This window comes from Mesorhizobium sp. M1E.F.Ca.ET.045.02.1.1 (genome assembly GCF_003952485.1).
Taxonomy (GTDB): domain Bacteria; phylum Pseudomonadota; class Alphaproteobacteria; order Rhizobiales; family Rhizobiaceae; genus Mesorhizobium.
The window spans coordinates 4,976,698-5,000,408 of the sequence record NZ_CP034447.1; the positions used below are offsets into that span (position 1 = coordinate 4,976,698).

Below are 23,711 nucleotides of genomic sequence, written 5' to 3' on the forward strand. Positions count from 1 at the left end.
CGGCTTTTTCATGTGAAAAAAGCTCCGAAAAACGGAAAAAAGCCCGGAATTCCGCGGTTTTCGGCTTGGGTTCCGGAACGCTTCTTTCTAAAGTCCGTTTCCTGCCGGATGAGTCGTAAGTTCCGGTTTTCTCATGGAAGGGAATTTTGATGAACAAGAACGAACTGGTGTCCGCCGTCGCCGACTCCGCAAGCATTTCGAAGGCTGATGCGCAGTCGGCCGTCGATGCGGTGTTCTCCGTGATCACTGGCGAACTGAAGAAGGGCGGCGATGTCCGGCTTGTCGGCTTCGGAAATTTCACCGTGTCAAAACGCGCTGCTTCGACCGGCCGTAACCCGCAGACCGGCGCGGAAGTGAAGATTCCGGCGCGCACCGTGCCGAAGTTTTCGGCTGGCAAGGGCCTCAAGGACGCGGTCAACTAAGACCTTTCTCTTTAAGCTCATAAGAGCCGGGCTTGCCCGGCTCTTCTTTTTTGACCCGCCTGATTGCGGGTTCAGCCGGTCGGCGCGTCGGCGCGCATCAGCCCTTCCCGCTTTAGATCCGCCCAAAGGGCCGCCGGAATCCTGACGTCAAGCAGCGCGCGGTTGCTTTCGACCTCGGCGGGCCGCTGGCCGCCGGGGATCACCGACATCACGGAAGGATGCCGCAGCGGGAACTGGAGTGCGGCCTCGATCAGGCGCACGCCATGGCGCTGGCAGACAGCCTCGATGCGCGCCACGCGCTCGAGCACGTCCTTTGGCGCTTCGGTGTAGTTGTAGAAGGCGCCGGGCTTCGGCCCCGTCGCCAGGATGCCGGAATTGTAGGGGCCGCCAAGAATGATGCCGATGCCGCGCTCCTCGCAGAGCGGCAGGAAGGTAGCCAGCGCTTCCTGCTCGAGCAGCGTATAGCGGCCGGCGAGTAGGAACAGGTCAAAATCGCCGCGTTCGGCGAGTGTCTGGCAGACCTGCCATTCGTTGATGCCGCCGCCGAAGGCCTTGATCACGCCTTGGTCGCGCAGCGAAAGCAGCCCGTAGTAGCCGGACGACATGAATTCCGCGATGCGCACGTCCGACGCCTCCTTGCTGCCATGGGTGAAGATGTCGACGTCGTGCACATAGAGGATGTCGATGCGGTCGACGCCGAGACGCCCCAGCGAGGCCTCGAAGGAGCGCATCACGCCGTCATAGCTGTAGTCGTAGACTTCCTTGCGCGAGGGCGTGTCGAAGAACTTGCCGATGCCCGTGCGCTGGTCGGGCGGGCAGACGCGCATGAGGCGGCCGACCTTGCTCGACAACACATAGTCGTCCCGCTTCTTGCCGCGCAGGAACGGGTTGAGCCGGGTTTCCGACAGGCCGAGGCCGTAGAGGGGAGCGGTATCGAAGTAGCGGCAGCCGGCCGCCCACGCCGCCTCCAGCGTGGCATTGGCATCCTCATCGGAGACGGCGCGGTATAGATTGCCGAGCGGCGCGGTGCCGAAGCCAAGCTCAGTGAAGGTGAGGCCGCCATTGCCGATGCGGTCGAAGTGCCGTGTCTTCATATCCTCAAATGTCCCGGATCGATTTGTCTGACATGACACTATCACGCCGGTGGCACAGCAAAAGCGCCGTGGCTCGTTGGACACGAATTTTCGCGGTGTTAGCATGAACAAAAACAAGTGTTTCGCGGCAAACGAACCGCAACACCACATATCTATTCAGCTTCGGCGGACAGGACGAATTGCCATGACGCAAGCCGGATCCGAGATGTTCGCGACAGCGCTCGACGAGCTTGGCGCCGTGGTGAGGCGCATCGACGACGGCCGGGTTGACAGCGCCTGCGAGATGCTTGCCGGCGCCGGCAAGATCGTCGTCTATGGATGCGGCCGCGAAGCGCTGCAGGTCAAAGGCTTCGCCATGCGGCTCTTCCATCTCGGCCTGCCTGTCGCGGTGGTCGGCGACATGACCACGCCGCCGCTGGGCAAGGGCGATGTCTTCCTCGCAAGCTCAGGACCGGGCGAGACCAGCACGGTGCTGACCCTGATGCGTGTCGCGCGCGACGCCGGCGCCAATGTGCTGCTGCTTACGGCCGAACCGGCGGGCAGCGCGGCCAAGCTTGCCGACTTCACGCTGCTTGTTCCGGCCCAGACCATGGCCAGCGACCAGGGCGCCGCCAGAACGTCCGTGCTGCCGATGGGCTCGCTGTTCGAGGGCGCGCTTTTCCTGCTGTTCGAAGTGATGGTGCTGAAGCTCAAGGCGCTTACCGGCGCGACGCCGGAGGCGATGCGCGCCCGGCACACCAATATGGAGTAGGGAGATGCGCTACGAATTGATGCTGCCGCACCAGATCCGCAAGGCGATCGAGGAGAACTGGCCGGTCGTGCTGCCGCTCGGCGTGCTCGAATACCATGGCGAGCACATGGCGGTCGGCATGGACACGCTCGCCGTCATCAAGACGCTGGAACTCTTCGAGAAGGAAAGGAACATCGTCATCCTGCCGCCCTTCTACTATGGCGCGGCAAGCTATGCGGTGGCGCCGCCGGGCGGCAGCGGCTCGGTGCAGGTCGGCGGTCCGGTGCTGGCGCCTTTTGCCGAGGAGCTGTTCTACGGCCTGCTGCGCATCGGCTTCCGCAACATCCACGCCATCATCCATCACCAGACCGAGAATTTCGTCGCCGGCATGCCGACCGATCTCGCCTTCAAGGCCGCCGGCCGGCAGGCGATCTTCCGCTTCCTGGAAAAGGAGCGCGGCGAGGGCTGGTGGGGCTCCGACAAGATGGCCGACTATTATGCCGGCCATGCCCAGGGCGAAAACGTCTTCAACTGGGTGCAGGTGCATCCGCTGATGCCGGCCACGATGAACGGCAGGTACCCGTTCGACCATGCAGGTGTCGGGGAGACATCGCTGATGCTGGCGCTGTGCCCCGAGGCGGTGGACGCAGCCCATTTCGCGGACAATACCGGCTGGTACACGAAGAGCGCGCCGGAGGCCTCGGCCGATCTCGGGCAAAAGGGCGTCGCGATGATCCTGGAGCATTTGCGAGCGATATTGGTGTGCTGATCTCCAAGTCCCGGAAGTTGCTCCTATATTAGATATTCATAATATGCTACTGTGCACGGAAATGCCGAGGGCGTTTGGAGCCGGCCGATGCACACGGTCGCAAAGCGACGCATGGCGAGCGTTGCAGGCATGATCGTCATGGCTGCGATGCTCGAGCATTTGTCCGTGTCGGCCTCTGCGCACAAAGCTGACAGCGGCTGGACTTATCCGCCGGCCTGCTGTCACGGTGATCCAATGACAGGCGAATGCAGTAGCATCCCGGGCACAACTGTTACGCCGACGCCGGATGGCTACGTGATCATCTTGCGGCCGGGAGATCATCGGAGGGTCACTCACCAAGACCGCTATTTTGTCCCCTACGACAGTGTCATTCCGTCCGGCGACGATGATTTTCACATTTGCCTGCATCCGACCGAGGAGCACGAAAACTGCTTCTTTGCGCCAGCGGAGACGATGTAGTGACAGCCTAGGGCAAGCGATCCAGACGTTGCGTGCGGTATTGACCGCAGTTACTTCACCGAACCCGCCGTCATGCCCATGATCAGGTAGCGTTCGAGCGCGATGCCGATGATCGCCAGCGGTGCGATCGCCGCCGTGGCAAGGGCTGCCATCGACCACCAGTTGATGCCCTGCGAGCCGGTCTGGCTCGCGACCATGACGGGGATCGTCTTGGCGTCCGTCGATGTCAGGAGGGCCGCGAAGAAATACTCGTTCCAGCAGAGCACCATCGCCAGGATGAAGGCGGCGACCATGCCGGGGAGCGCGATCGGCATGACGATGCGGAAGAAGGCGCCCCAGATCGTCAGGCCGTCGACCAGTGCTGCCTCCTCCAACTCGACGGGAATGGAGTTGAACTGGTCGCGCATGATCCAGATGACGATCGGCAGCACCATCAGCGTGTAGAGCAGGACGAGGCCGATGCGTGTGTCGAGCAGCGCCACTTCGCGGTAGAGCACCAGGAAGGGCAGCGCCAGCACGACCGGCGGCAGGATGAGCTGCGACAGGAAGAAGAAGGAAATGTCCTCGTTCTTGAACCAGGCGAAGTGATAGCGATAGCGGGTCAGGCCGTAAGCGGCGAGGCTGCCGATGACGATGGCAAGGCTCGATGCGCCGACGGAGGTGATGACCGAGTTCATGAAGCGCTTGAGGAACTCGTCGCGCACGGTCGAGGTCTGGAAGATCGAATCCGGCGACAGGCCGAGCGAGCGCCAGCCCTTCCAGTCGGGCTGGAAGTCGACGAAGGGGATGAGGTGGCCTTGCGTGACGTCGACCGCCGATTTGAAGGAGGTGGTAATCGTCCAGTAGATCGGGAACAGGCAGACGAAGGACCAGAACACCAGCGCGCCATAGATGAAGGCGCGGCTGGCGATGAAGGCCGCCGGCGAGCGGATCTCGGAAACGGTGTAGTCGGTGGTCTGGACGCTCATGATGCCGCTCAGTTGACGTTGCGCACGAAACGGCTGGCGAATTTCAGCAGCCAGGTGACGAACACGACGATGATGATCAGGTAGACCATGGCGAGCATGGTGCCGTAGCCGACATTCGAGCGGTCGCGATATTCGCGGTAGATGAAGCTCGAAACCGAATCCGTGGCGCCGCCGGGACCTCCGGACGTCACCGTGATGATGATGTCGGCAAGCTTGAGCTTGAAGATGATGCGCAGGATCACCGCCGTCACCGACACCGGCAGCATCAGCGGGAAGGTGACCTGCCAGAAGGTCTGCCAAGCGTTCGCGCCGTCGACGCGAGCCGCCTCGATCACCTCGCGCGACATGGCCTGCAGGCCGGCGAGCAGCATGATCATCATGAACGGGATGAAGGTCCAGGCGTCGAGCACCATGATCGAGATGCGCGCGATGACCGGGTCGGAGAAGAAAGCGGGATTGTCCCAGCCGAGATGCCGCGCCAGCGTCGCCGCCGGTCCGAACCGGTATTCCATCAGCGACTTGCCGATCATCCAGGAAACCGCGACCGGCGACAGCATCAGCGGCAGCAGGAAGACCACGCGGAAGAGTTTTCTGGCGCGGATCTGCGCGTTGAGCAGCAGCGCCAGTCCGAATGCGATGACATATTCGACCAGAACCGCCAGCACATAGAGCACCATGTTGAACAGCGCATTGCGGTAGTAGGGGTCGCCCAGCATCTGCCAGAAATTGTCGAGCCCGTTGAACCTGCGGCCGGAAAAGGAGCTGAGATTCCAGTCGGTCAGCGCGATATAGAAGCCGAACAGCGTCGGGAAGATCACCATGGCAATCGTGAAGAGCAGCGCCGGCAGCAGGAACAGCGCGCGCTGGCCGTCCTCGCCGCGTGTCAGCACCTGCCAGGCGCCAAGTGCTGCGCCCCACAGCACATAGGCGTAGATCACGGGGCGCCAAGTATAGAAGCCGACCGTGTCGACTTCGGTCTTGTAGAGGATCTGCATCACAATCGCCGCCAGCAGCACGAGCGTCGCGGCAATCAGCAGGGCCCAGCCGAGGCGCTTGCGGCCGGGCGGGATCAGATCGGCCGCTGTGGAATTTGCCGGCCACGCATTGGCGGTCGAAGTCTGGTCAGCCACGCCTGTCGCCTCTTGCTCAAGCCACCGGCCAGAGCCGGTCAACATACGGCCCGGCGACGAGGTGTCGCCGGGCCGCGACTTCTCCTGAGACAGCCTACATGCCGAGGGAGGCTTTGTAGAGCTTGATCTGGTTCTCGCGGCCGATCTGGTCGGTCAGTTTCTCCCAGGCGGCGGCGATGGCATCCGCACCTTCTTGCGCCTTCATCTTGCCGGCGAAGGTGTTGGCCAGGATGTCCTCGGCGGCGCTGTAGTATTGGAAGATGCCGGGGATGCGCGGCTCGATCGCCGCGTTCGGATGATTGTAGGAGTCGCCCTCCGACTTCAGATACGAGCTGATGAAGGCCTCGTCGTAGCCTGCCGTCACCCATTCCGGAATGTTGAAATGGGAGTTGCGGTAGGGCTGGAAGCCCGATGGATAGGCCGCGCACCACAGCGACAAATCCTTGCCGCCGAGATGGGCTGCCGCCGACCAGGCTGCCTTCTTCTTCTTCTCGTCGCTGTCGACCCGGGCCATGACATAGACGCCCCACCCGAGATAGGCGCAGTTCGGCGCATAGTTCGGTCCGCTGGCGAGCTTGTCCCACTTGCCAGTCTTCGAATTGTAGACGTCGTCCGATCCCGGCAGGATCGAGAAACCGGTGACGTCGCCAACGACAGAGGAGTCGTTGGTCTTGACATTGGAACCGACGTCGCCCCACCAGGCCACCATCGAACCAGTGCCGCCGAGAAACTGGCTGAACGCGGTTTGGTTCGGGTCGGCGTTGATCTGATCTTGCGGCTCGGAAGGCAGGGCATCAATCACATCCTGGATCGCTCGCACCCAGGCCGGATTGTTGATGCGCGGTTTCATCGTATCCGGATCGAACAGCCAAGCCTTGTCGTCGGGATGCTTGGCGTAGGCGCTGGCGCGGCTGCCGAGGAAGTAGAAGCCGAAGCCGCCCCAGGGCTTGGGCGCGTCGAGGTAGCCATAGACGTCCTGGCCTTTCACCTGCTTGCCCTTGAGGAACTTGGTCACGGCCTGGACCTGCTGCCAGGTCTTCGGCACGCCCCATTCCGCCAGGCCTGCCTTGTCGCCGGTGTCGGCTTTCCAGGCTGCCGCCAGATCGGCGTCAGAGAACACGTCGGTGCGGTAGTTGAAATTATGAGTATCGCCGTCGACGGTCACGCGATACTGCTTGCCGTTCCAGGTGCCGACCGGCGGCTTGAGATACGCCACCAGGTCATCCATATCGATCTGCTTCTTGACCCAGTCCGGCATTTCGGAAGTGAGACCCTTGCCGCAGACATCGCCTTCGAAGGGCGCACCCATCTCAACGATGTCAAAATCGATTGTATTCGTGGCAATCGCCTGCTGCAGGCGCGGATTGTAATCGGCCTGTGCCAGATCGATCCAGTTGATCTTGGCGCCGGTATAAGCTTCCCACGGCTTCAGGAAACCGCGGAACAGCACGTTATGCAGGTTCTGGTTGTTGAGGCCCATGAAGGTGAGCTCGACACCGGCGAATTCACCTTCCTTGACGTTGGCCTTGGTCGCTTCCAGGCAAAGCTCGCCGACTTTCTGGAAGTCGGCATCCGTCGGCTGGCCCTTGCCGACGCCCGGTATCTGCAGAAGTTTCGCGCGCAGATCATCCGCGGCCGCCGCGGGCCTCGTCAGCGCACCGAGACCGGCGCCGGACGCCGCCGCAAGTGCGGCCATGCTGGCCGCGCCTTTCAGCAAATCGCGGCGGGTCGCCCCGGCGCGCACCAGTTTTTCGTAAAGATCGACTCTCATCTCAAGGTTCCTCCCAGAACTTCCAGTCGTGAATTGAATTGCCAATCTCGGACGCCGAAACGTCTGTGGTTCTCCTATACCATAGGGGGACGTGGGACCCCACCCTGCGTCGCCTGGAACTCCGATTTTCCGGGACAAGGACCGGCTGTCGGATTGGCACTCGCAACTATTCGCGTAATCGATTACCTTGTCAACAAGAATGGCTTTTTATCTATAAGATACCGACTTGCCCTTGCCGTTGGCAATGGCTAGCTTCACCGAAAAAGATAGGGGAGAGGATGGCTCAAGTCGCAATCGCCAATGTGGCCAAGGCGTTCGGAACCGTCAAGGTTCTGCACGAGGTCAGCGTCGATATCGCCGACGGCCAGTTCGTCGTGCTGGTCGGTCCTTCGGGGTGCGGCAAGTCTACGCTGCTGAGGATGGTGGCGGGGCTGGAAACGGTCTCCGGCGGAACGATCTCGATCGGCGACCGTATCGTCAACAACCTGCCGCCCGCCAAGCGCGACATCGCCATGGTGTTCCAGAACTACGCGCTCTATCCGCATAAGACGGTGGAGCAGAACATGGCTTTCGCGCTGAAGCTGCGCGGCACCGACCCGGCGGTGGTTGCCGATCGGGTCAAGCGGGCTGCCGACATTCTCGATCTCGCGCCCTATCTCAAGCGCTATCCGCGCCAGCTTTCCGGCGGCCAGCGCCAGCGCGTCGCCATGGGTCGCGCCATCGTGCGCGATCCGCAGGTGTTCCTGTTCGACGAGCCGCTCAGCAATCTCGACGCCAAGCTGCGCGTGCAGATGCGCACCGAGATCAAGGAACTGCACCAGCGGCTGAAGACCACAACCATCTACGTCACCCACGACCAGATCGAGGCCATGACCATGGCCGACAAGATCGTCGTGATGCGCGACGGCCGTATCGAGCAGGTCGGGGCGCCGCTGCAATTGTTCGACCGGCCGGCCAACCTGTTCGTCGCCGGCTTCATCGGATCGCCGGCGATGAACCTGCTCAAGGGTACGGTGAAGAAGGGCGAGAAGCCCGTGGTCGACATCGCGGGCTCGGCCTTTCCGATGCCAGCCGGCATCCGGACCGAGGATGGACAGGCCGTCGTCTACGGCGTGCGCCCGGAGCATCTGGAAATCCATCCCGATGGCGTCGCATCCACGATTTCGGTGGTCGAACCGACGGGCTCGGAGACATTGGTGTTCGTGCGCTTCGGCGAGGGCGAGATGGTCGCCTTGTTCCGCGAGCGGCACGACTTCAAGCCGGGCGATACGTTGAAACTGAGGCCGCGCCTCGACCACGTCCATCTCTTCGACGCAGGGACCGGCAAGCGTCTCTGACCGCAAACAGACTTCCAAGAGGAAACCATGCTCAAAGGGATCAATCCGCTGCTCAATGCCGACGTGCTCCAGGCGCTGCGGGCGATGGGCCACGGCGACGACCTGATCATCGCCGACACCAATTTCCCATCCGATTCCGTCGCGAAGCAGACCGTGCTCGGCAAGCTGCTGCGCATCGATGCGCCGGCGGCCGACGTGGCGAAGGCGGTGCTGTCGCTCTATCCGCTGGACAGCTTCGTCGACGACGCCGCCGCACGCATGGAGATCGTCGGCAAGCCGAACGAGATCCCGCCGGTGCAGCAGGAGGTGCAGAAGGAGATCGACGCGGCCGAAGGCAAGTCCTGGCCGATGATCTCGATCGAGCGCTACGCCTTCTACGAGCGCGCCAAGAAGGCATACTGCGTCATCCAGACCGGCGAGCGCCGCTTCTATGGCTGCTTCGCCTTCCGCAAGGGCGTCATTCCGCCGGATGCGGAGTAAGGAGATGGCCGCCGGCAAGCCTGTTGTCATGAAGCCTGTTGTGATCTTGGGGGTCTTCGTCGCCGACACGGCCTATCGCGCCGACCGCCAGCCGCGCATGGGCGAGACGATCCTGGGCAATTCGTTCAAGCTCGGACCGGGCGGCAAAGGTTCGAACCAGGCGGTGGCGGCCGGCAAGCTCGGCGCCGACATCACGTTTCTGACGCGGCTCGGCGTCGATGCCTTTGCCGACATGGCCAAGCAGACCTGGAAAGGCGCCGGCGTGAAAAGCGCGGTGATCGACACGCCCGACAGCTACACGGGGGCGGCCTACATCTTCGTCGAGGAGGGCAGCGGCAACAACGCCATCATCGTCAGCCCGGGTGCGGCGATGCTGATCTCGCCCGCCGACATCGAGGCGCATGCCGATCTGATCCGCTCGGCCGGCGTCTTCGTCACCCAACTCGAACAGCCGATCGATGCCGCGCTGAAGGCGCTCGAGATCGCGCGCGGAGCAGGGGTGACGACCATCCTCAACCCGGCGCCGGCCGCCACGCTGCCGGACAGCATCTACGCGCTCTGCGACTATGTCACGCCCAACGAGTCCGAGGCCGAAGGGTTGACCGGCATCAAGGTTTCGTCGATCGAGGATGCCCGCCGCGCCGCCGACGCGTTGCTGGCGAAGGGTGTCGGCACCGTCATCGTGACGCTTGGCGAGAAGGGTGCGCTGCTGCACAGCAAGGACTGTTCCGAACATGTAGGCGCGGTCAATGCCGGCGCGGTGATCGAAACCACGGGGGCGGGCGACGCCTTCAATGGCGGCCTGGCGGCAGCACTTGCCAAGGGTGTCGAGCCGCTGGAGGCGGTGCACTTTGCCTGCGCCGTCGCCGGCATTTCGGTGACCCGTCCGGGCACGGCTCCGTCGATGCCGACGCTTGAGGAAGTCGAGGCGCTGCTGGCGAAGGCTTGAAGCAGTCGCCAGCCTCGTGCGCAGCCTCACGGGCGCTCCCAGCACCGCGCCCGACCGGTGCCTGCCGCAATCCTCACAATCCGGTCTCTTGCGGCGATACGGTGACATATTAGCCACGGTTAATGTTATTTGGCGCCGACGCCTTGCGTCGACCGCATAGGTGTCCCGTAATGGGTCATCGTGTCTGGCACCGCAATTGCACTGTCAGCAATGCCGGGGTCGACCGTGCCCCGGTAGCCGGGGGGCAAATTTGGGGGGCCCGCCGCTCCGCAAATGGGGCGGCGGGCTTTTTTCACGGTGAGTTGAGAGTCGCCTGGAAACGCCAAAGCCTTGGGTGCCGTGCCGATGCAATTTCCTCAATTTCTAGTGGGCATGTTCGCGACGTCGTTCATTACGGCGATCTGGGCTGAACTGGAGACAGGCTCGGCTTGGAGGGCGCTCGGCTGGGCCATTGTTGCGATGATCATTCTTCAGGTCGGATACGTCGGACTGGCGGTCCGGCTGATCTACAAACTGAAATCGCAGGGCACTGAGGCAGATTTGGTATCGGCAAATTCCACGCCACCAGTCCATCGAGCGCGTCCGCGCAAGTCGGTTCGAGCGCAGTCGGGGCACGCGTGCGCCCACGACTGGCCGAATTCAGCCACAACCCGTCCTTCGGAACGCAACGAGTGCGCGCGCGTTCACTGTCTTGACCAAACACAAGGCAGCGCCGGTTCCGGAACGGTGAGATGAAGAAGCCCTATGAAAAGCCTACGCTTGTAAAGCGCGAGAAGCTCACCGAGCGAACCGCCCAGATTGTCTCCTCCGGTGTCGTGTTGGGCGAGTGAAACAGGGGAAAAGCCGCTAGAGAATCTTGCTGGTCAGTTCCAGCATCGTCGCGGCGCCTTGCTCGCTGCCGGGCATATGCACGACGCGCAGAACGCGAAGGTCCATATTCGATCCGTCGACCGGCATGGATACGCTTTCACCCACCCGCGGCAATTCCTGGAAAGCGAGCTCGTCCACATCCCTGGCGTCGTCAATCGAAACGCGACATCTCACAGTCATCTCAATCTCCCGATTTCGACTTCTGGGTGGAACGGAACAATAAGCGATTAGTTCCTGCCGCGGCTCTAGAGAGAGGGGCCTAACCGAATGGCGCTTCCGTCAGAAAAGCGTGACAGGCGAAAGCGGGTGAGATCGTGGCCGATCTCGTTTCCCTGGATCATGTCGGAGACGACCCGACCGATTCCCGGCCCGATGCCGAAGCCGTGACCGCTCATGCCCGTTGCGACGACAAGGCCGATGATCGCCTGCACGCGATCGACTATGGGGACGACGTCCGGCATGGCGTCTATCATGCCTGCCCAGCTTGCCTTCAGGCGGACCGACTCGAGCTGTGGGAACAGGCGCCTGAAATTGCGTTCGATCGAACGGAGACCGGAACGTTCCGGAGCCGGATTGAGCACCCGCATTCTTTCGAAAGGACTTTGAGAATCCGGTGTCCAATGACGCGGCGTCGACCAACTGTCCGGGTAGCCATCCGGTGCGGCCGGCGAATAGCGTGAGCCGAAAGGATTGGCCATGAGGGCGGGAAGGTATTTCGTCGCGTGCCGGAATGCGTCAGGCCCCAGGTGGAGCAAATGGCTGCCTCCCGGAGCGAGCGTGTATCCGCCATCCTGTCTGCGTCTGAAGGCGATATGTTCTCCCGACGCGGCGCCTGCATGGATTTCAGGCATTGGCTCCGTCGCAGCCGCGGTCGACCTTACACTGAGCTGGGGAATGGAGACGCCATGTCTTCTCAGGAAAAGGGAAGACCACGCACCACCCGCGACCAGAACGCTGGACGTCTCGATGTGACCCGCCTCGGTCCACACGCCGCTGACCCTGCCGGCCGAGATTTCCAAGGTTCGCGCCGCGCAATTCTCCACGATCCTGACGCCTTTGCGGGCCGCAAGCCGGGCGAGTGCGGGCACGGCCACCCAAGGCTCGGCCCGCATGTCGGAAGGTGTTGTCATCGCGCCCTTGAAACTGCGTGACATCCCTTTGATGAGACCCGCGGTTTCCCGCGCGTTCAGAAGGCGGGTATCGATCTTGTGGACGGCGGCGATCTTCAGGAATTCTTCGAAGCCGGCCATTTGGCGGTCCGAGCTGGCAAGATAAGTCACGCCTGTCTGGTTGAGGCCGATGTCTTCGCCGCATTCCTCGGCCAGCTGCCGCCAGTGGCGGGATGCCTCGATCACGATCGGCAGCTCATCCGCATCGCGTCCCTGCTTGCGGATCCATCCCCAATTGCGGGAGGACTGCTCGGCCGCGATCCGCCCCTTTTCCACCAGCGTCACGGAGATGTTCCGCCGCGCAAGAAAAAGAGCTGTCGTCACGCCGATAATGCCGCCGCCGACAATCACCACGTCCGAACTTTTCGGAGGAGGGCCGGGATATTGAATGGGATTCGCTTCGGAGAAGGGGAAAGTAAGCAAGGGCGCATCCTGAAAAGACGACGACAGCTATGGCCCACCGGCAGCCATCTTTTCTTGAGGCAGTTCAAGGGGAACGTGGAGCACAGGCCTGACGAGCGGCGCCGGTATATTCGCCCGAAACAGACAGGTAGCCAGCATATGTGCAGCCACCATTCAACGCTCGATCACATCGGATAACGTTTGCGTGCCACCTGCGTTTCAACTCCGGGGTGGCCTCTATATCTCGTCCCCGGGCCGAGAACCGCCGGCGGTGAGTGGCTGCATCGCGACACGACGCGACCAGACGGCCCGTTTTGGGGAAGCGGCTTTACCGCTCCCTCCATCATAGGGAGATGCCGTCATGCGCTATTTCATGCCAAAAATCATCGCGGTCGCATCGGTCTTCGCGGCCATACCGCTTTCGAGCGCCTATGCGGTGCACCGTCACCACAGGGTCGACACCATGACCACGGCATCGGTGCCGGCGGATCCGAAAGCGAAAGCGGCGTTGGATCAGTTGCTGAACGTGAGGCAGGGTATCCGGGAAGCAAGGCAAGCCGGCAAGATCACGCAGGATCAGGCCCGTGATCTGATGCAGCAGGCGGATACCATCCAGCGTACCGCGCTGACTTCCGGAGACCGTTCGGCGCTGGGGGAGATCAATGCCCTGGATCAGCGGCTTCAGAATGCCACCGGGCAAGGCACCTATGTGGGTGACGGTGCCGACGGCGGCTACTATCCGAACGGCTGACGAAGACACGCGCTTCATAAATGGCCGCCGGCGTGAGCAGTGCCTTCCTTCAGGTGGCTGCCGGTGAGAAGCGCTTGACGATCCAGCCTTTCTCAACCTCATGCCGGCGCCGCCGCCGTTCTCTGAGATGAACTCGACGCCGGCCATTTCAAGGGCGCCCCGGCGCTTATGAGTTTACGGCCTGGACGGCACCTTGTAGCCTGAACACATGGCACTCAAACGGATGGACAACGTAGGAATCGTCGTCGATGACCTCGAAGGGACGATTGATTTCTTTCGCGAGCTCGGCCTTGAGCTCGAAGGGCGGGCCACGATCGAAGGAGAATGGGCCGGACGTGTCACTGGATTGGGCGATCAGCGCGTCGAGATTGCCATGATGCGCACGCCGGACGGCCACGGCCGGCTCGAGCTATCCCGCTTCCTCACGCCGCCTGTAGTCGCGGATCACCGCAACGCCTCGGTGAACGCTCTAGGCTACCTGCGCGTCATGTTCGCCGTGGACGACATCGACGAGACGCTTGAAAAGCTCCGCCATCGCGGCGCGCAGCTCGTAGGCGAAGTAGTCCAGTATAAAGACGCGTACCGGCTCTGCTACATCCGCGGGCCTGAAGGGCTTCTCATCGGGCTCGCCCAAGAACTCGGCTGAGCGCAATACGACGACAATGGCGAAGGCTCTTGGCCTCTCGATCGTGCGGTGTGGACCAGACGGGCCTCAGGCATACGCGATCGCGGCGGAGCGGAACGAGCGCTGCCAGAGCTTGCGCATCCAGGGTCGGCAGTTGAAACTTCTTTGGAGCGTAGAGCCTAAACCCTTGAAAAGACTGGCGCGAGTGACGGGGCTCGAACCCGCGACCTCCGGCGTGACAGGCCGGCACTCTAACCGACTGAGCTACACCCGCGCACTGACGAGCACGTATAAGGCGTGTTCGTCGTTGGGGCGCTGGATAAGGGGTTCGTTTGCGGGTGTCAAGCGCGGCATGTGAGCATATCAGCAATCAGCGGAAGGTTTTTTGACAAGTGCGCCGGCATTGGGGAAATCCGCCTGACAGCGGGTGCGCCGGCTGTTCATTGGGCCTTGCGAATAGAGCCCTAACTGCTTAAAGGTCCGGCCCGGAGCGGGCGATTAGCTCAGTTGGTAGAGCGCTTCGTTTACACCGAAGATGTCGGCGGTTCGAGCCCGTCATCGCCCACCATATAACCTGCTGAATTTTTTGTTCCCGTCATTGGTTGGCCACGCTGTCTAAAGCGGGCAGCGGTTCACATCAGGGGCTTGTCGAAGGGGTGGCGGATTTTGCACGAAGGAGCGCCAAGACCGTAGCGTCTACCTCGAATCTATCCCGAACGCGCTTGGCAAAGAAGAAAACCTGCAACACGTTGCACAGCGCCGCTGCCGAAGCCAGCAAGAAAGGTCCTCCGACCAAAATCCCGATACAGCATAACGCAACAGTTGCCACTGCCCACGCCACCTGCTGTCTGACGATCCGCCAGCGGTAGGTGACGTTCATTGCCGTAGCGAGCGCGCTCTGCTCATTGTCAGGTGGATATCAGGTCCCGCGGTGAACTCCGGTACGGTCGATTGGAGAAGTCGTAGCGCGCCCTCCACATCCAGATCGTCTACCATGCGCTGCATCTCATCGAAGATACGCACGATCACCGCCCGCTCAATCGATCGTGCGGACGCTGCCAGGATTCCCGGCGAGCCAGTCTCGCTCAGTGTTTCGCTACGGTCGAACAATTCCTCGTAGAGTTTCTCTCCGGGGCGCAGCCCGGTGTAAGCGATTTCAATGTCAGTGTCCGGCCGGCGTCCTGAGAGACGAATGAGGTTCCTCGCGAGATCGGCGATCTTCACGGGTGACCCCATATTGAGGACAAAGATCCGGCCTCGCTCATCAATCTTGTCCGGCTCATGAGCCGCCGCCTGCAGGACCAAAAGACATGCTTCCGGGATCGTCATGAAAAAGCGAACGATCTCCGGATGGGTCACTGTTACGGGCCCGCCGGCCTTTATCTGCTGTTCAAAGAGGGGAACTACCGATCCGGCTGATCCCAATACGTTGCCGAAGCGAACGGTCATGAAGCGCGTGGTGCACGTCTTCTGGTCGAGATCCATTGCCTGGCAATACATTTCCGCCATTCGTTTCGTGGCACCCATGACGTTTGCCGGGTTCACAGCCTTGTCAGTCGACACCATGATCATCTTGGAGACTTTCCAGCGGAGCGCGGCGTCGGCAACATTCCGGGTACCGATGGCATTTGTGAAAATGCCTTCGATCGGCTGCGCTTCGACCATCGGCACGTGCTTCAAAGCAGCTGCATGGAAGATCAGATGTGGCGCATGGGTTTCAACGATATTGCTAATCGCATCCCTCTCACGCACGTTGCAAAGCACGGCGTCGATCCGCGTGTCAGGGCGTTTTTGGGTCAGCTCGGATTTGATGCAGTAGAGCGCATACTCGTTGGCGTCCACCAGAACGAGGCTTAGAGGGCTCAGCTCCGCCACCTGCCGCGCCAACTCGGACCCGATCGAACCGCCCGCTCCAGTGATCATTACGTTTTTGCCGCCAATCATGGCGGCAATCTTGCGCGTGTCCAACTTGACGGGCGCGCGCTGCAGAAGATCCTCCAACTTTATCGGGGTAAGTTCGATCTCCGCATCGATGCTCTTCATGTCGAGCAGGTTTGGGAGCATCAGCAACTCGAGCTTTTGCTGTGCCGCGATCTCCACCAGCTCCTCGAGACTGGCGTACTGCTGAAATTCATCGCGCGATCGAGTGAGGATTATTGCCTCGGCCCGGCGCCCCCGCGCCTCGAACCGGTCCAATATCTGAGGGAGTTTGTCCAGCGGACCCACGACTGGTATGCCCCGGATGGCTCGCCCGGTTCTGCGGCCGCGCTCGTCGACGATCGCAAGCACGTTGACAGAGGCACTTTGCCTCTCCTTGATCGTTCTTATGAAGGCCTCGGCATTGTCGGCGGCGCCGATCAGCAGAACGTTCCTGCCAGCTCCTCGGGCTGCTTTTCCCCTGCTCACATCGTGTCGGTTGCGATAAACCCGGTATGCGGCGCGCGGCCCGGCCAAAAGCACGATCGTGAAGGCCCAAGCGATGAGGATCGAGGAACGCGGAATTGAGTTCAGTCGATTGATCAGAAACTCGGCAACCGTGAAAATTGCGAGAGATGCAGTAGCGACACCCGCAATCGCCAGAAAATCGGATAGCGACGCATAGCGCCATATGCCGCGGTTGAGCCCAAGGAAGAAACCCGTGATGCTCACTATAATTCCGAAGAATGTCGCGGCGGCGAGGTATCCCCACGAGTTCTGAGAGAAGCCGATGACATCCAGCCGCAATGCGAAAGAAAGCAACAGTGCGATGGCGCCCATAAGGCCATCGTGCACCAGAGCCAAGCCCCGCAATGTTATCAGCCGGGAGATGACTCGGGGCCCCTTGCGGCTGATGTCCGAATGAACGACTTCTGAACGTTCTCGTCCGGCGGATGGCACTAGGCTAAACCTTGAAGATTTGACGGTTCGGTTCCTTCTGGAGCGATAGCCGGGAGGTCGAAGCTTTTTGCCTGATGTGATTCGGTGGCCTCAACGATTGGATCGCCAATAGCCCGCAGGTCGGTTCCATTTTGAACCAAATTGCCCTGAGGTTCTTGTTACCCAAATCATAGGCCGCCGCTGCTGAAATCAGCACATCGAAGTCTGTATCGCAGATGGCTTGATTGTCCAATACTTCTTTCTGGAAGTGCACTGCGGGGATGATCGGGTTGTCCGGGGTGCATTTCAACTGTGTCGGGTAGTCGGCGAATCGGCTGCATATTAGAAGTATATGATCTAATCGGATTGCGCCCAACCGTTGGTGCAACGAAGGCCTGCAGGATCCGCTGCGCAAGGTATCTGGCGAGCGGAGCGTTTCCCATCGGGGCGGCCCAGGTATCCCGTCGTCGCCTGCGGCGCCGCGCGCGGCCGCACAGACGTGCTGGAAGTCAGTTGGCGGCCGCGGCACCTCACGGCGGCGTCAACCGGAAATCCTGACCCTCGGGCAGAAGCTGGCCGCCGTCGACGACGATGGTCGTGCCGGTGATGTAGCTGGCGTCGTCCGAGGCCAGGAACAGGAAGGCGTTGGCGACGTCACGCGGCGTGCCGAGGCGTCCGAGCGGCACAGCGTTCTCCATGCTCTTGATGAAGGCGGCATCGCGATGAAGCTTCATGCCTTCGGTCAGGATGTTGCCGGGTTCGACGCCGTTGACGGTGATGCCGTAGGCGGAAAACTCGAGAGCGGCGGCGCGGATGAGGCCGTTGATGCCGGCCTTGCTCGCCGAATAGTGACCGTGGCCGGGGCTGCTTACCTGCGGGCCGGTGATGGAAGAGGTGAAGAGCATGCGGCCGCTGCGCTGCGCCTTCATCGGCGTAAGTGCTGCGCGGGCAGCGTTGAAGCTGCCGCGCAGGTTCACCGCCATGACGCGGTCCCAGTCCTCCGGGCTGGTGTTCTCGATGAGCTGCCAGGGATAGATGCCGGCGTTCTGGACGATGATGTCTAGGCGGCCGTGGCGTTTGAGCGCCAATGCGACGACGGCTTCCGCATCGGCCATCTTCGAAATGTCGGTGTGGATGAAGGCGGCGTCCAACTCGTCGGCGCTCGCCTTACCGGCTTCGGCCTCGCTGTCGGCAAGCACCAGCTTGGCGCCTTCTTCAGCGAAGCGCTGGGCTATGCCCTTGCCGATGCCGCGCGCGGCGCCGACGATCGCCGCCACCTTGCCTTCGATGCGTCCTGTCATGCGAGCCGTCCTGTCATGCGAGTCTTTGACGAATGGTTTGCTTGAAAGCGTCGAGCAGCACGGCCGCCAGCACCAGGAGGCCATGGATGACCTGGGTGAAATTGGCCGGCAGGCCCATCAGGTTGATGGCGGTGTTGATGGCCGACAGAAGCAGCACGCCGGCATAGACGCCGGGCAGAGTGCCGACGCCACCCTTCAGGCTTACGCCGCCGATGACGACGGCGGCGAAGGCATTGAAGAGCAGGCCGACGCCGAGATTGGCAGTGGCGCCGGAGGTGCGGATGGCAAGCAGCCAGCCGGCCAGCCCGGCGATGGCGCCGGCAAGCACAAAGGCGACGATCAGGTTGCGGTTGACGCGGATGCCGGCGCGGAAGGTCGCGGTCTCGTTGCCGCCGATCATCACCAGATGCCGGCCGAACGGCGTCTTGGCCAGGATCAGCGAGAAGACCACGAAGCAGCCGACCGCGATCCAGGCGGTCAGCGGCAGGCCGGCGAGCCGCTGGATGCCGAACCATCGGATGGCGGGCGCCAGATCCTGCGCCGAGCGTCCGCCTGAGATCACCAGCACGAGACCGCGCACCCAGATGTAGGAGGCCAGTGTGATGATGAAGGCGCTCATCTTCAGCCTGACGATGAGGAAGCCGTTGATGACGCCGATGATGGCGCCGACGGCAAGCGCGATGGCGAGCGACACCGGCACCATCAGCCAGTCCGGATGCAACTGCACGCCCTGGCCGATGCCTGACGAGCAGAACATGATGCCGACCGCCATGGCGCTGAGCGCGGCGACCGATTCGACCGACAGGTCCATGTGGCCGGCAATGATCACCAGCGCCAGGCCGATCGACATGACGCCGAGCACGCTCGAAGCCTCGATGATGTTGGCGAAAATGCCGAGCTGGAAGTAGTTCGGAACGAGGACGGAAAAGACCGCCAGCACGAAGACCAGCATGAACCAGACGAGATTGTCGAGAACGAGCTCGAGACTATAGCGGGTGTGCGGACTCATGGGCCGATCCGGTTGACGTCGGGACGGGGTGCGCTGCCACTTCGGGCGGACGCGCCGCGAGGCTCCGGGCCGGCAGCCCGGAGCTCGATGCGACAAAGTCTATTCGACCGGTTTCACGGTTTCCGTCGGCGGCTTCTGGTTGCCCCAGAAGGCGGGATTGTCGACGTTGTCCTTGGTGATCGCCGCGCCCGGGATCTTGATGTTCGGGCCCCAAGCTTCCTTGGTCACGATCGACTTCAGGCCAAGCACGTCATAGTCGCCGGGCTTGATCTCCTGCTTGTTGGCGACCTTGTCCATGAACATGGCGACCGCGGCGGCCTGCGCGTAGAGCGGCTGCTCGACCTCGACGTTGAGCCAGCCCTTGCGGATCAGGTCGAGGCCGACCGGCGCGCCGTTCGAGCTCATCAGCATGACGTCTCCCGGCTTCTTGCCGGCGGCTTCCAGCGAAGCGACTGCCGCAACCGAAAGATGGGCGGCGTGGCTGAAGATCAGGTCGATGTCCGGATTGGCCAGCATCTGGTCGGCGACGATCGTGCCGGCGTTGCTCGCTTCCCATTGCATGGCCGGCAGCGAGATGATCTTGACGTCCGGAAACGCCTTCACTTTCTCCTCGAAGCCCTTCTGGATGTCGAGGGTGTAGGGATCGCCGGGATCGCCGAGCACCTGCAGAACCTTGCCCTTCACCGAGCCGTTCTTGGCCTTCAGCAGCGCTTCGGCCTGGTCGGCCGCGATGTGGCCGATCTCGACTGTTCCCGCCACCGAGGTGAAGTCGGACGGAGTGGCGGTGATCTGGCGGTCGAATTCGACCACCGGAATGCCGGCGGCGCGGGCCGCTTCGACGGACGGCTTCAGCGCGTTGAAATCGACCGCCGCAAGAACGATCGCCGCAGGCTTCAGTGCGATGACGTCGTTCATCTGCGATTGCTGGGCGTCGGTCTTGTTATCGGCGTTCAGCGATTTGAAGTCATAGCCGACCTGCTTCAGGAACAGTTCCAGCGCGGTCACCGAGCCGGTTTGGAATTCGTCGAGCAGTGTCGGCACCAGGTAGTAGACGGTACCCTTGGACTGGGCGAATGCCGGCGTGAGCGTGGCAACGGCCAGGGCCAGGATACCGAAGACAGAAAGTAGCACTCGCTTCATGTCGTTCGCTCCTCTTCTCGCCGGACCCCTCATTTGTCCCTCAGCCCGCCGGTCCGGCACCGGCGAGCGTCTCTCCGGTGATCATGTTGATCACCGCATCGGGACTTGTCTTGTTGCGCGCAACGTCGCCTGCCACGACGCCTTGGCGGATCACCACGATCCGGTCGGCGACCTGGAAGGCCTGCTGCATGATGTGGGTGATGATGACGACACCGATGCCCTGGCTTGCCACCTGGCGGATCATGTCGAGGCCGCGGCGCGTCTGCTCGACGCCGAGCGCGGCGAAGGGCTCGTCGAGCAGCACCAGCTTGCCGCCCCAATGGACGAAGCGGTTGAGCTCGATCGCCTGCCGCTGGCCGCCCGAGAGATGCTCGACCTTGGTGCGCAGCGAGGGAATGCGCGTGCCGGCATTGGCCAATGCCTTCGCCACCACCGCTTCCATGGCGCGCTCGTCGAGTACCGGAACGCCAAGCACCTTGCGCGTGATCTCGCGGCCCATGAAGAAGTTGGCCACCACATCGACGTTGGTGCAGAGCGAGAGATCCTGGTAGACCGTCTCGATGCCGGCGGCCTTGGCCTCGGCGGGGGATTTGGCAAGGAACTCCTTGCCTTCGAACAGCATGCGGCCGGAAGTCGGCTCGAGCCCGCCGGCGATGATCTTGACCAGCGTCGACTTGCCGGCGCCGTTGTCGCCGAGCAGCGCCACGACCTCGCCGCGTCCGATCGAAAAGCTGATGCCTCGCAGCGCCTGGATGGCGCCGTAGTTCTTGGCGACGTTGTCGAGGACCAGCAGGGGCTCACTCATGCCGCGATGTCTCCGCCTTTCAGAGGGTGGTCCTCGCGTTGCCGCTTGGCGGTGAAGATCTGGCCGAAGCGCGGCGAAAGCACGCCGGAAACGGCAAGCGCCGCCGCGCCCCGCAGCACCGCGTGCTGGCCGCCCCGAGCGACCAGGATGCGCGACGTCATGCGATCCTTGCGGGCAGAGACCGAGTTGTGCAGCGGTTCCGCTGACGCCGCCAGCCGTTCGAGCAGGGCAGGGGAAGCCAGTCCGCCGAGGACGATCGTTTCGGGGTCGAAGAGGTTCTCGATGATGGCGATCGCGTTGCGGAAGATCGGCGCTACCTCGGCCACCCACTCGGCATCATCGCCGCTCCACCGGCCTCGTGCTTCCAGCGAGATGTAGCGTTCGAGGCAGCCGCGATTGCCGCACGGACAGAACTCGCCGCCCGGGACGACCGGGATATGGCCGATCTCGCCGGCATTGCCCCAGGCGCCGCGCAGCGCGCTGCCGTCATGCAGCATGGTGCCGCCGAGCCCGACGCCGAAGTAGATATAGTAATATTCGGCATGCTTCGCGCCGAGGCCGTAAAGGCGCTCGCCCATGGCGGCGGCGGCCATGTCGTTCTCGAAGAAGGCCGGCAGGCCGGTGACGGCGGTCAGCCGCTCACGCAGCGGAACGTCCTGCCAGCCGGCCATGGTGGTCGGGCCGACGAAGCTCATCGGCTCGACGCCGAACGGTCCCGGAAGCGCCATGCCGATGCCGATGACCCGGCCACCCGAGCGGCGGCCGGTCAGTTCGGCAACCATGGCGCCGATCGCATCGAAGGCAGCGTCGGGCGTGGCGTTGGGCGCCTCGCGATGCGCGCTCTCGATCACGTCGCCGCTGAGGTTGATCAGCGCCGCGTCGATGCCGAGCGGGGTGAGGTGGATGCCGACGGCATAGCCGCCTTCCGGATTTATGCGCAGGGTTGCCGGCGGCAGGCCGCGGCCCTTCGGCTCCTCGCGGACCGACAGGATGTAACCCTGCTCCTCCAGTTCGCGAACGATGGTCGATACGGTCTGGACGGTGAGGCCGACATGCCGGGCGATGTCGCCGCGGGCGATGGGGCCGAAGCGACGGATGGATTCGAGCACGATGCGCCGGTTGTACGGCCGCCCGAACTCCTGATTGGTCCCTCGCAACGCCATGCCTTGCGCTCCCATCTGACGCAAGGTTCGCAGAGAAGATTTATTCAGTCAAATGGAATTCAAAAATAAATCGACGATGGAATCCTGAGGCGCGGGAAAGGGCAGGACCGGTTTAGGACCTGTGCACGTGCCGTCCTGGCTGATTGCCTCCATATTGAAGCCGCCTCAATGGTGAGGAACCAGCAATCGTTTGATCCGACAGGCATGGAGCAGAAATGATCGAATTGCCGTTTGCCCGCGACGAATACCAGCAGCGGCTTCGCAAGATTCGGACCGAGATGTCGAAGCGTGGCCTCGAACTCCTGATCGTCAACGACGTTGCCAACCAACATTACATCACCGGCTATGATGGCTGGTCATTCTACACGCCCCAGATGGTGCTGGTTCCGATCGAAGAGGCCGAGCCGGTCTGGATCGGCCGCGCCATGGATGCGGCGGGCGGGCTTCTGACCGCCTGGATGAAGCCCGAGAACGTGGTCGGTTTTCCGGAAGACCATGTTCAGCGGGCCGACCGCCATCCGATGGACTGGATCGCGAGCTGGATCGCCGCCAAAGGCTGGGGAAACAGGCACATCGGCATCGAACTCGAAGCCTATTATTTCTCTCCCAAAGGGCATGCGCGGCTTGTCGCTGGGCTTCCCAACGCAAAATGGCATGACGCTGATCTCCTGGTGAACTGGATCCGCGTGGTCAAATCCGCTCCCGAGATCGCCTACCTGCGCAAGGCCTCGACGCTCGCCGAAGCTGCCGTCGCGCGAGCTTTTGAAGTCATTGCGCCAGGCATTCGCGAATGCGATGCCATTGCCTCCATCCAGGCGGCGCAGATAGCCGGCAGCCCGGACTTCGCTGGCGATATCACCGCCCTTCCGCCAACGATCCTCGGCGGCGAGAATGCCTCGGCCCCACACATCATGTGGAGCGACAGGCGGTTCGGTGACAACGAGACGATTGCGCTGGAACTCGCTGGCGTCTGCCGCCGCTACGCGGCCGGGCTGGCGAGAACGGTGCAATTGGGCAAGACACCAACCCGTGTCGCGGACACCGCCAAGGCAGTGATCGAGGGCATGGCCGCGGTGCTCGACGCGGTCAGGCCGGGAACATCGGCCGAGGCAGTCGAGGCTGTGTGGCGCAAGGTTATACAACGCTACGGGCTGAAGAAGGAATCGCGCATCGGCTATTCCATCGGCGTCGCCTATCCGCCGGATTGGGGCGAACACACGATCAGCCTCAGGCCGGGCGACAAGACCGTGCTTACGCCCGGCAACGTCGTTCATTCCATCCTCGGAATGTGGATGGATGGTTGGGGCATCGAGATCAGTGAGACCATCCTGGTGACCGAAACCGGCCATGAGACCTTGACCAAGTTCCCGCGAGAGATTCATGTCAAATCCTGAGAGGGAGGCCACGGCAGATCCGGCCGGGAGCGCCACGACCCTGGCTGCGGCGGCGATCCGGTTTCTGTTCGTGCAATCGGACTGACCAACACCGGCTCGTGCAGGGTTCGCACGGAC

Annotated in this window: 23 protein-coding genes and 2 tRNA genes; 11 read left to right on the plus strand and 14 right to left on the minus strand. The window is 62.4% G+C overall.

The window, feature by feature from the left end; translation table 11 throughout:
* Positions 1–149 precede the first annotated feature (149 nt).
* Complete coding sequence (gene hupB / locus EJ070_RS23925) at positions 150–422, plus strand: DNA-binding protein HupB (RefSeq protein ID WP_027166452.1); 273 nt, start codon at positions 150–152, stop codon at positions 420–422.
* A gap of 71 nt (positions 423–493) precedes the next feature.
* Here the strand turns inward: hupB and EJ070_RS23930 are convergent, their stop codons facing one another.
* On the minus strand, positions 494–1,516 hold the full coding sequence (locus EJ070_RS23930; protein ID WP_126093550.1) for an aldo/keto reductase: 1,023 nt from the start codon (positions 1,514–1,516) through the stop codon (positions 494–496).
* A 184-nt stretch (positions 1,517–1,700) separates the two neighbouring features.
* On the opposite strand from EJ070_RS23930, the gene hxlB reads away from it, so the two are divergent.
* The 3 genes from hxlB to EJ070_RS23945 all read left to right on the plus strand — a co-directional run bounded on the left by hxlB (position 1,701) and on the right by EJ070_RS23945 (position 3,474).
* Positions 1,701–2,267, plus strand: a complete 567-nt coding sequence (hxlB, locus tag EJ070_RS23935; protein ID WP_126093551.1) for a 6-phospho-3-hexuloisomerase — start codon at positions 1,701–1,703, stop codon at positions 2,265–2,267.
* 4 nt (positions 2,268–2,271) lie between these two features.
* Positions 2,272–3,015 carry a creatininase family protein gene (locus EJ070_RS23940; RefSeq protein ID WP_126093552.1) on the plus strand — a complete coding sequence of 248 codons (744 nt, stop codon included), beginning with the start codon at positions 2,272–2,274 and terminating at the stop codon, positions 3,013–3,015.
* Between the two features lie 87 nt (positions 3,016–3,102).
* On the plus strand, positions 3,103–3,474 hold the full coding sequence (locus EJ070_RS23945) for a hypothetical protein (protein WP_245464659.1): 372 nt from the start codon (positions 3,103–3,105) through the stop codon (positions 3,472–3,474).
* Positions 3,475–3,524: 50 nt separating this feature from the next.
* Here EJ070_RS23945 and EJ070_RS23950 read toward each other — a convergent pair whose 3' ends face one another.
* The 3 genes from EJ070_RS23950 to EJ070_RS23960 all read right to left on the minus strand — a co-directional run bounded on the left by EJ070_RS23950 (position 3,525) and on the right by EJ070_RS23960 (position 7,343).
* Positions 3,525–4,442 (minus strand): carbohydrate ABC transporter permease, encoded by a 918-nt coding sequence (locus tag EJ070_RS23950; protein ID WP_126093553.1) that lies wholly within the window; start codon positions 4,440–4,442, stop codon positions 3,525–3,527.
* Between the two features lie 8 nt (positions 4,443–4,450).
* Complete coding sequence (locus EJ070_RS23955; protein ID WP_126093554.1) at positions 4,451–5,572, minus strand: sugar ABC transporter permease; 1,122 nt, start codon at positions 5,570–5,572, stop codon at positions 4,451–4,453.
* Positions 5,573–5,666: 94 nt separating this feature from the next.
* Positions 5,667–7,343: a sugar ABC transporter substrate-binding protein gene (locus EJ070_RS23960; protein ID WP_126093555.1), complete on the minus strand. Its 1,677-nt coding sequence runs from the start codon at positions 7,341–7,343 to the stop codon at positions 5,667–5,669.
* 278 nt (positions 7,344–7,621) lie between these two features.
* On the opposite strand from EJ070_RS23960, the gene ugpC reads away from it, so the two are divergent.
* Genes ugpC through rbsK form a run of 3 tightly spaced genes read left to right on the plus strand, consistent with a single transcriptional unit; the run spans position 7,622 to position 10,109 of the window.
* Positions 7,622–8,680, plus strand: coding sequence for a sn-glycerol-3-phosphate ABC transporter ATP-binding protein UgpC (ugpC, locus tag EJ070_RS23965; protein WP_126093556.1), 1,059 nt, complete (start codon positions 7,622–7,624; stop codon positions 8,678–8,680).
* 27 nt (positions 8,681–8,707) lie between these two features.
* The gene (locus EJ070_RS23970) at positions 8,708–9,160 is read left to right on the plus strand and encodes an RbsD/FucU family protein (RefSeq protein WP_126093557.1); all 453 of its coding nucleotides are present in this window, start codon (positions 8,708–8,710) and stop codon (positions 9,158–9,160) included.
* Positions 9,161–9,164: 4 nt separating this feature from the next.
* Entirely contained in the window at positions 9,165–10,109 is a 945-nt protein-coding gene (gene rbsK, locus EJ070_RS23975) for a ribokinase (RefSeq protein ID WP_126093558.1), read from the plus strand.
* An 846-nt stretch (positions 10,110–10,955) separates the two neighbouring features.
* Here the strand turns inward: rbsK and EJ070_RS23985 are convergent.
* Positions 10,956–11,159: a hypothetical protein gene (locus tag EJ070_RS23985; RefSeq protein WP_126093559.1), complete on the minus strand. Its 204-nt coding sequence runs from the start codon at positions 11,157–11,159 to the stop codon at positions 10,956–10,958.
* A 65-nt stretch (positions 11,160–11,224) separates the two neighbouring features.
* Positions 11,225–12,571 carry an FAD-binding oxidoreductase gene (locus EJ070_RS23990; RefSeq protein ID WP_126093560.1) on the minus strand — a complete coding sequence of 449 codons (1,347 nt, stop codon included), beginning with the start codon at positions 12,569–12,571 and terminating at the stop codon, positions 11,225–11,227.
* A 340-nt stretch (positions 12,572–12,911) separates the two neighbouring features.
* Here EJ070_RS23990 and EJ070_RS23995 point away from each other — a divergent pair, with 340 nt between their 5' ends.
* On the plus strand, positions 12,912–13,301 hold the full coding sequence (locus EJ070_RS23995) for a hypothetical protein (protein ID WP_126093561.1): 390 nt from the start codon (positions 12,912–12,914) through the stop codon (positions 13,299–13,301).
* 208 nt (positions 13,302–13,509) lie between these two features.
* On the plus strand, positions 13,510–13,947 hold the full coding sequence (locus tag EJ070_RS24005; protein WP_126093562.1) for a VOC family protein: 438 nt from the start codon (positions 13,510–13,512) through the stop codon (positions 13,945–13,947).
* Positions 13,948–14,123: 176 nt separating this feature from the next.
* On the opposite strand, the gene EJ070_RS24010 is transcribed toward EJ070_RS24005, so the two are convergent.
* Positions 14,124–14,200, minus strand: a tRNA-Asp gene (locus tag EJ070_RS24010).
* A 218-nt stretch (positions 14,201–14,418) separates the two neighbouring features.
* Between EJ070_RS24010 and EJ070_RS24015 the strand changes: the two genes are divergently transcribed.
* A tRNA-Val gene (locus EJ070_RS24015) sits at positions 14,419–14,494 on the plus strand.
* A gap of 308 nt (positions 14,495–14,802) precedes the next feature.
* Here the strand turns inward: EJ070_RS24015 and EJ070_RS24020 are convergent.
* The 7 genes from EJ070_RS24020 to EJ070_RS24050 form a co-directional block, all read right to left on the minus strand.
* A complete protein-coding gene (locus EJ070_RS24020; protein WP_126093563.1) occupies positions 14,803–16,683 on the minus strand; it encodes a nucleoside-diphosphate sugar epimerase/dehydratase in 1,881 nt (626 codons plus the stop codon).
* A 124-nt stretch (positions 16,684–16,807) separates the two neighbouring features.
* A complete protein-coding gene (locus tag EJ070_RS24025; RefSeq protein ID WP_126093564.1) occupies positions 16,808–17,035 on the minus strand; it encodes a hypothetical protein in 228 nt (75 codons plus the stop codon).
* 277 nt (positions 17,036–17,312) lie between these two features.
* Positions 17,313–18,083: an SDR family oxidoreductase gene (locus EJ070_RS24030; RefSeq protein ID WP_126093565.1), complete on the minus strand. Its 771-nt coding sequence runs from the start codon at positions 18,081–18,083 to the stop codon at positions 17,313–17,315.
* A gap of 13 nt (positions 18,084–18,096) precedes the next feature.
* A complete protein-coding gene (locus EJ070_RS24035) occupies positions 18,097–19,092 on the minus strand; it encodes an ABC transporter permease (protein ID WP_126093566.1) in 996 nt (331 codons plus the stop codon).
* 99 nt (positions 19,093–19,191) lie between these two features.
* Positions 19,192–20,232 (minus strand): sugar ABC transporter substrate-binding protein, encoded by a 1,041-nt coding sequence (locus EJ070_RS24040; protein WP_126093567.1) that lies wholly within the window; start codon positions 20,230–20,232, stop codon positions 19,192–19,194.
* 40 nt (positions 20,233–20,272) lie between these two features.
* A complete protein-coding gene (locus EJ070_RS24045; protein WP_126093568.1) occupies positions 20,273–21,037 on the minus strand; it encodes an ATP-binding cassette domain-containing protein in 765 nt (254 codons plus the stop codon).
* Positions 21,034–22,200, minus strand: coding sequence for an ROK family transcriptional regulator (locus tag EJ070_RS24050; protein WP_126093569.1), 1,167 nt, complete (start codon positions 22,198–22,200; stop codon positions 21,034–21,036). The genes EJ070_RS24045 and EJ070_RS24050 overlap by 4 nt, the downstream gene beginning before the upstream one ends.
* 215 nt (positions 22,201–22,415) lie before the next feature.
* Here EJ070_RS24050 and EJ070_RS24055 point away from each other — a divergent pair, with 215 nt between their 5' ends.
* Positions 22,416–23,594: a M24 family metallopeptidase gene (locus tag EJ070_RS24055; protein ID WP_126093570.1), complete on the plus strand. Its 1,179-nt coding sequence runs from the start codon at positions 22,416–22,418 to the stop codon at positions 23,592–23,594.
* Positions 23,595–23,711 lie beyond the last annotated feature (117 nt).

What these genes read in the sequence shown, in the direction of transcription:
- hupB (WP_027166452.1), top strand. Translation starts at nt 150, where the DNA reads ATGAACAAGAACGAACTGGTGTCCGCCGTCGCCGACTCCGCAAGCATT.
- EJ070_RS23930 (WP_126093550.1), bottom strand. Translation starts at nt 1,516, where the DNA reads ATGAAGACACGGCACTTCGACCGCATCGGCAATGGCGGCCTCACCTTC.
- hxlB (WP_126093551.1), top strand. Translation starts at nt 1,701, where the DNA reads ATGACGCAAGCCGGATCCGAGATGTTCGCGACAGCGCTCGACGAGCTT.
- EJ070_RS23940 (WP_126093552.1), top strand. Translation starts at nt 2,272, where the DNA reads ATGCGCTACGAATTGATGCTGCCGCACCAGATCCGCAAGGCGATCGAG.
- EJ070_RS23945 (WP_245464659.1), top strand. Translation starts at nt 3,103, where the DNA reads ATGCACACGGTCGCAAAGCGACGCATGGCGAGCGTTGCAGGCATGATC.
- EJ070_RS23950 (WP_126093553.1), bottom strand. Translation starts at nt 4,442, where the DNA reads ATGAGCGTCCAGACCACCGACTACACCGTTTCCGAGATCCGCTCGCCG.
- EJ070_RS23960 (WP_126093555.1), bottom strand. Translation starts at nt 7,343, where the DNA reads ATGAGAGTCGATCTTTACGAAAAACTGGTGCGCGCCGGGGCGACCCGC.
- ugpC (WP_126093556.1), top strand. Translation starts at nt 7,622, where the DNA reads ATGGCTCAAGTCGCAATCGCCAATGTGGCCAAGGCGTTCGGAACCGTC.
- EJ070_RS23970 (WP_126093557.1), top strand. Translation starts at nt 8,708, where the DNA reads ATGCTCAAAGGGATCAATCCGCTGCTCAATGCCGACGTGCTCCAGGCG.
- rbsK (WP_126093558.1), top strand. Translation starts at nt 9,165, where the DNA reads ATGGCCGCCGGCAAGCCTGTTGTCATGAAGCCTGTTGTGATCTTGGGG.
- EJ070_RS23985 (WP_126093559.1), bottom strand. Translation starts at nt 11,159, where the DNA reads ATGACTGTGAGATGTCGCGTTTCGATTGACGACGCCAGGGATGTGGAC.
- EJ070_RS23995 (WP_126093561.1), top strand. Translation starts at nt 12,912, where the DNA reads ATGCGCTATTTCATGCCAAAAATCATCGCGGTCGCATCGGTCTTCGCG.
- EJ070_RS24005 (WP_126093562.1), top strand. Translation starts at nt 13,510, where the DNA reads ATGGCACTCAAACGGATGGACAACGTAGGAATCGTCGTCGATGACCTC.
- EJ070_RS24020 (WP_126093563.1), bottom strand. Translation starts at nt 16,683, where the DNA reads ATGGGCGCCATCGCACTGTTGCTTTCTTTCGCATTGCGGCTGGATGTC.
- EJ070_RS24030 (WP_126093565.1), bottom strand. Translation starts at nt 18,083, where the DNA reads ATGACAGGACGCATCGAAGGCAAGGTGGCGGCGATCGTCGGCGCCGCG.
- EJ070_RS24035 (WP_126093566.1), bottom strand. Translation starts at nt 19,092, where the DNA reads ATGAGTCCGCACACCCGCTATAGTCTCGAGCTCGTTCTCGACAATCTC.
- EJ070_RS24040 (WP_126093567.1), bottom strand. Translation starts at nt 20,232, where the DNA reads ATGAAGCGAGTGCTACTTTCTGTCTTCGGTATCCTGGCCCTGGCCGTT.
- EJ070_RS24045 (WP_126093568.1), bottom strand. Translation starts at nt 21,037, where the DNA reads ATGAGTGAGCCCCTGCTGGTCCTCGACAACGTCGCCAAGAACTACGGC.
- EJ070_RS24050 (WP_126093569.1), bottom strand. Translation starts at nt 22,200, where the DNA reads ATGGCGTTGCGAGGGACCAATCAGGAGTTCGGGCGGCCGTACAACCGG.
- EJ070_RS24055 (WP_126093570.1), top strand. Translation starts at nt 22,416, where the DNA reads ATGATCGAATTGCCGTTTGCCCGCGACGAATACCAGCAGCGGCTTCGC.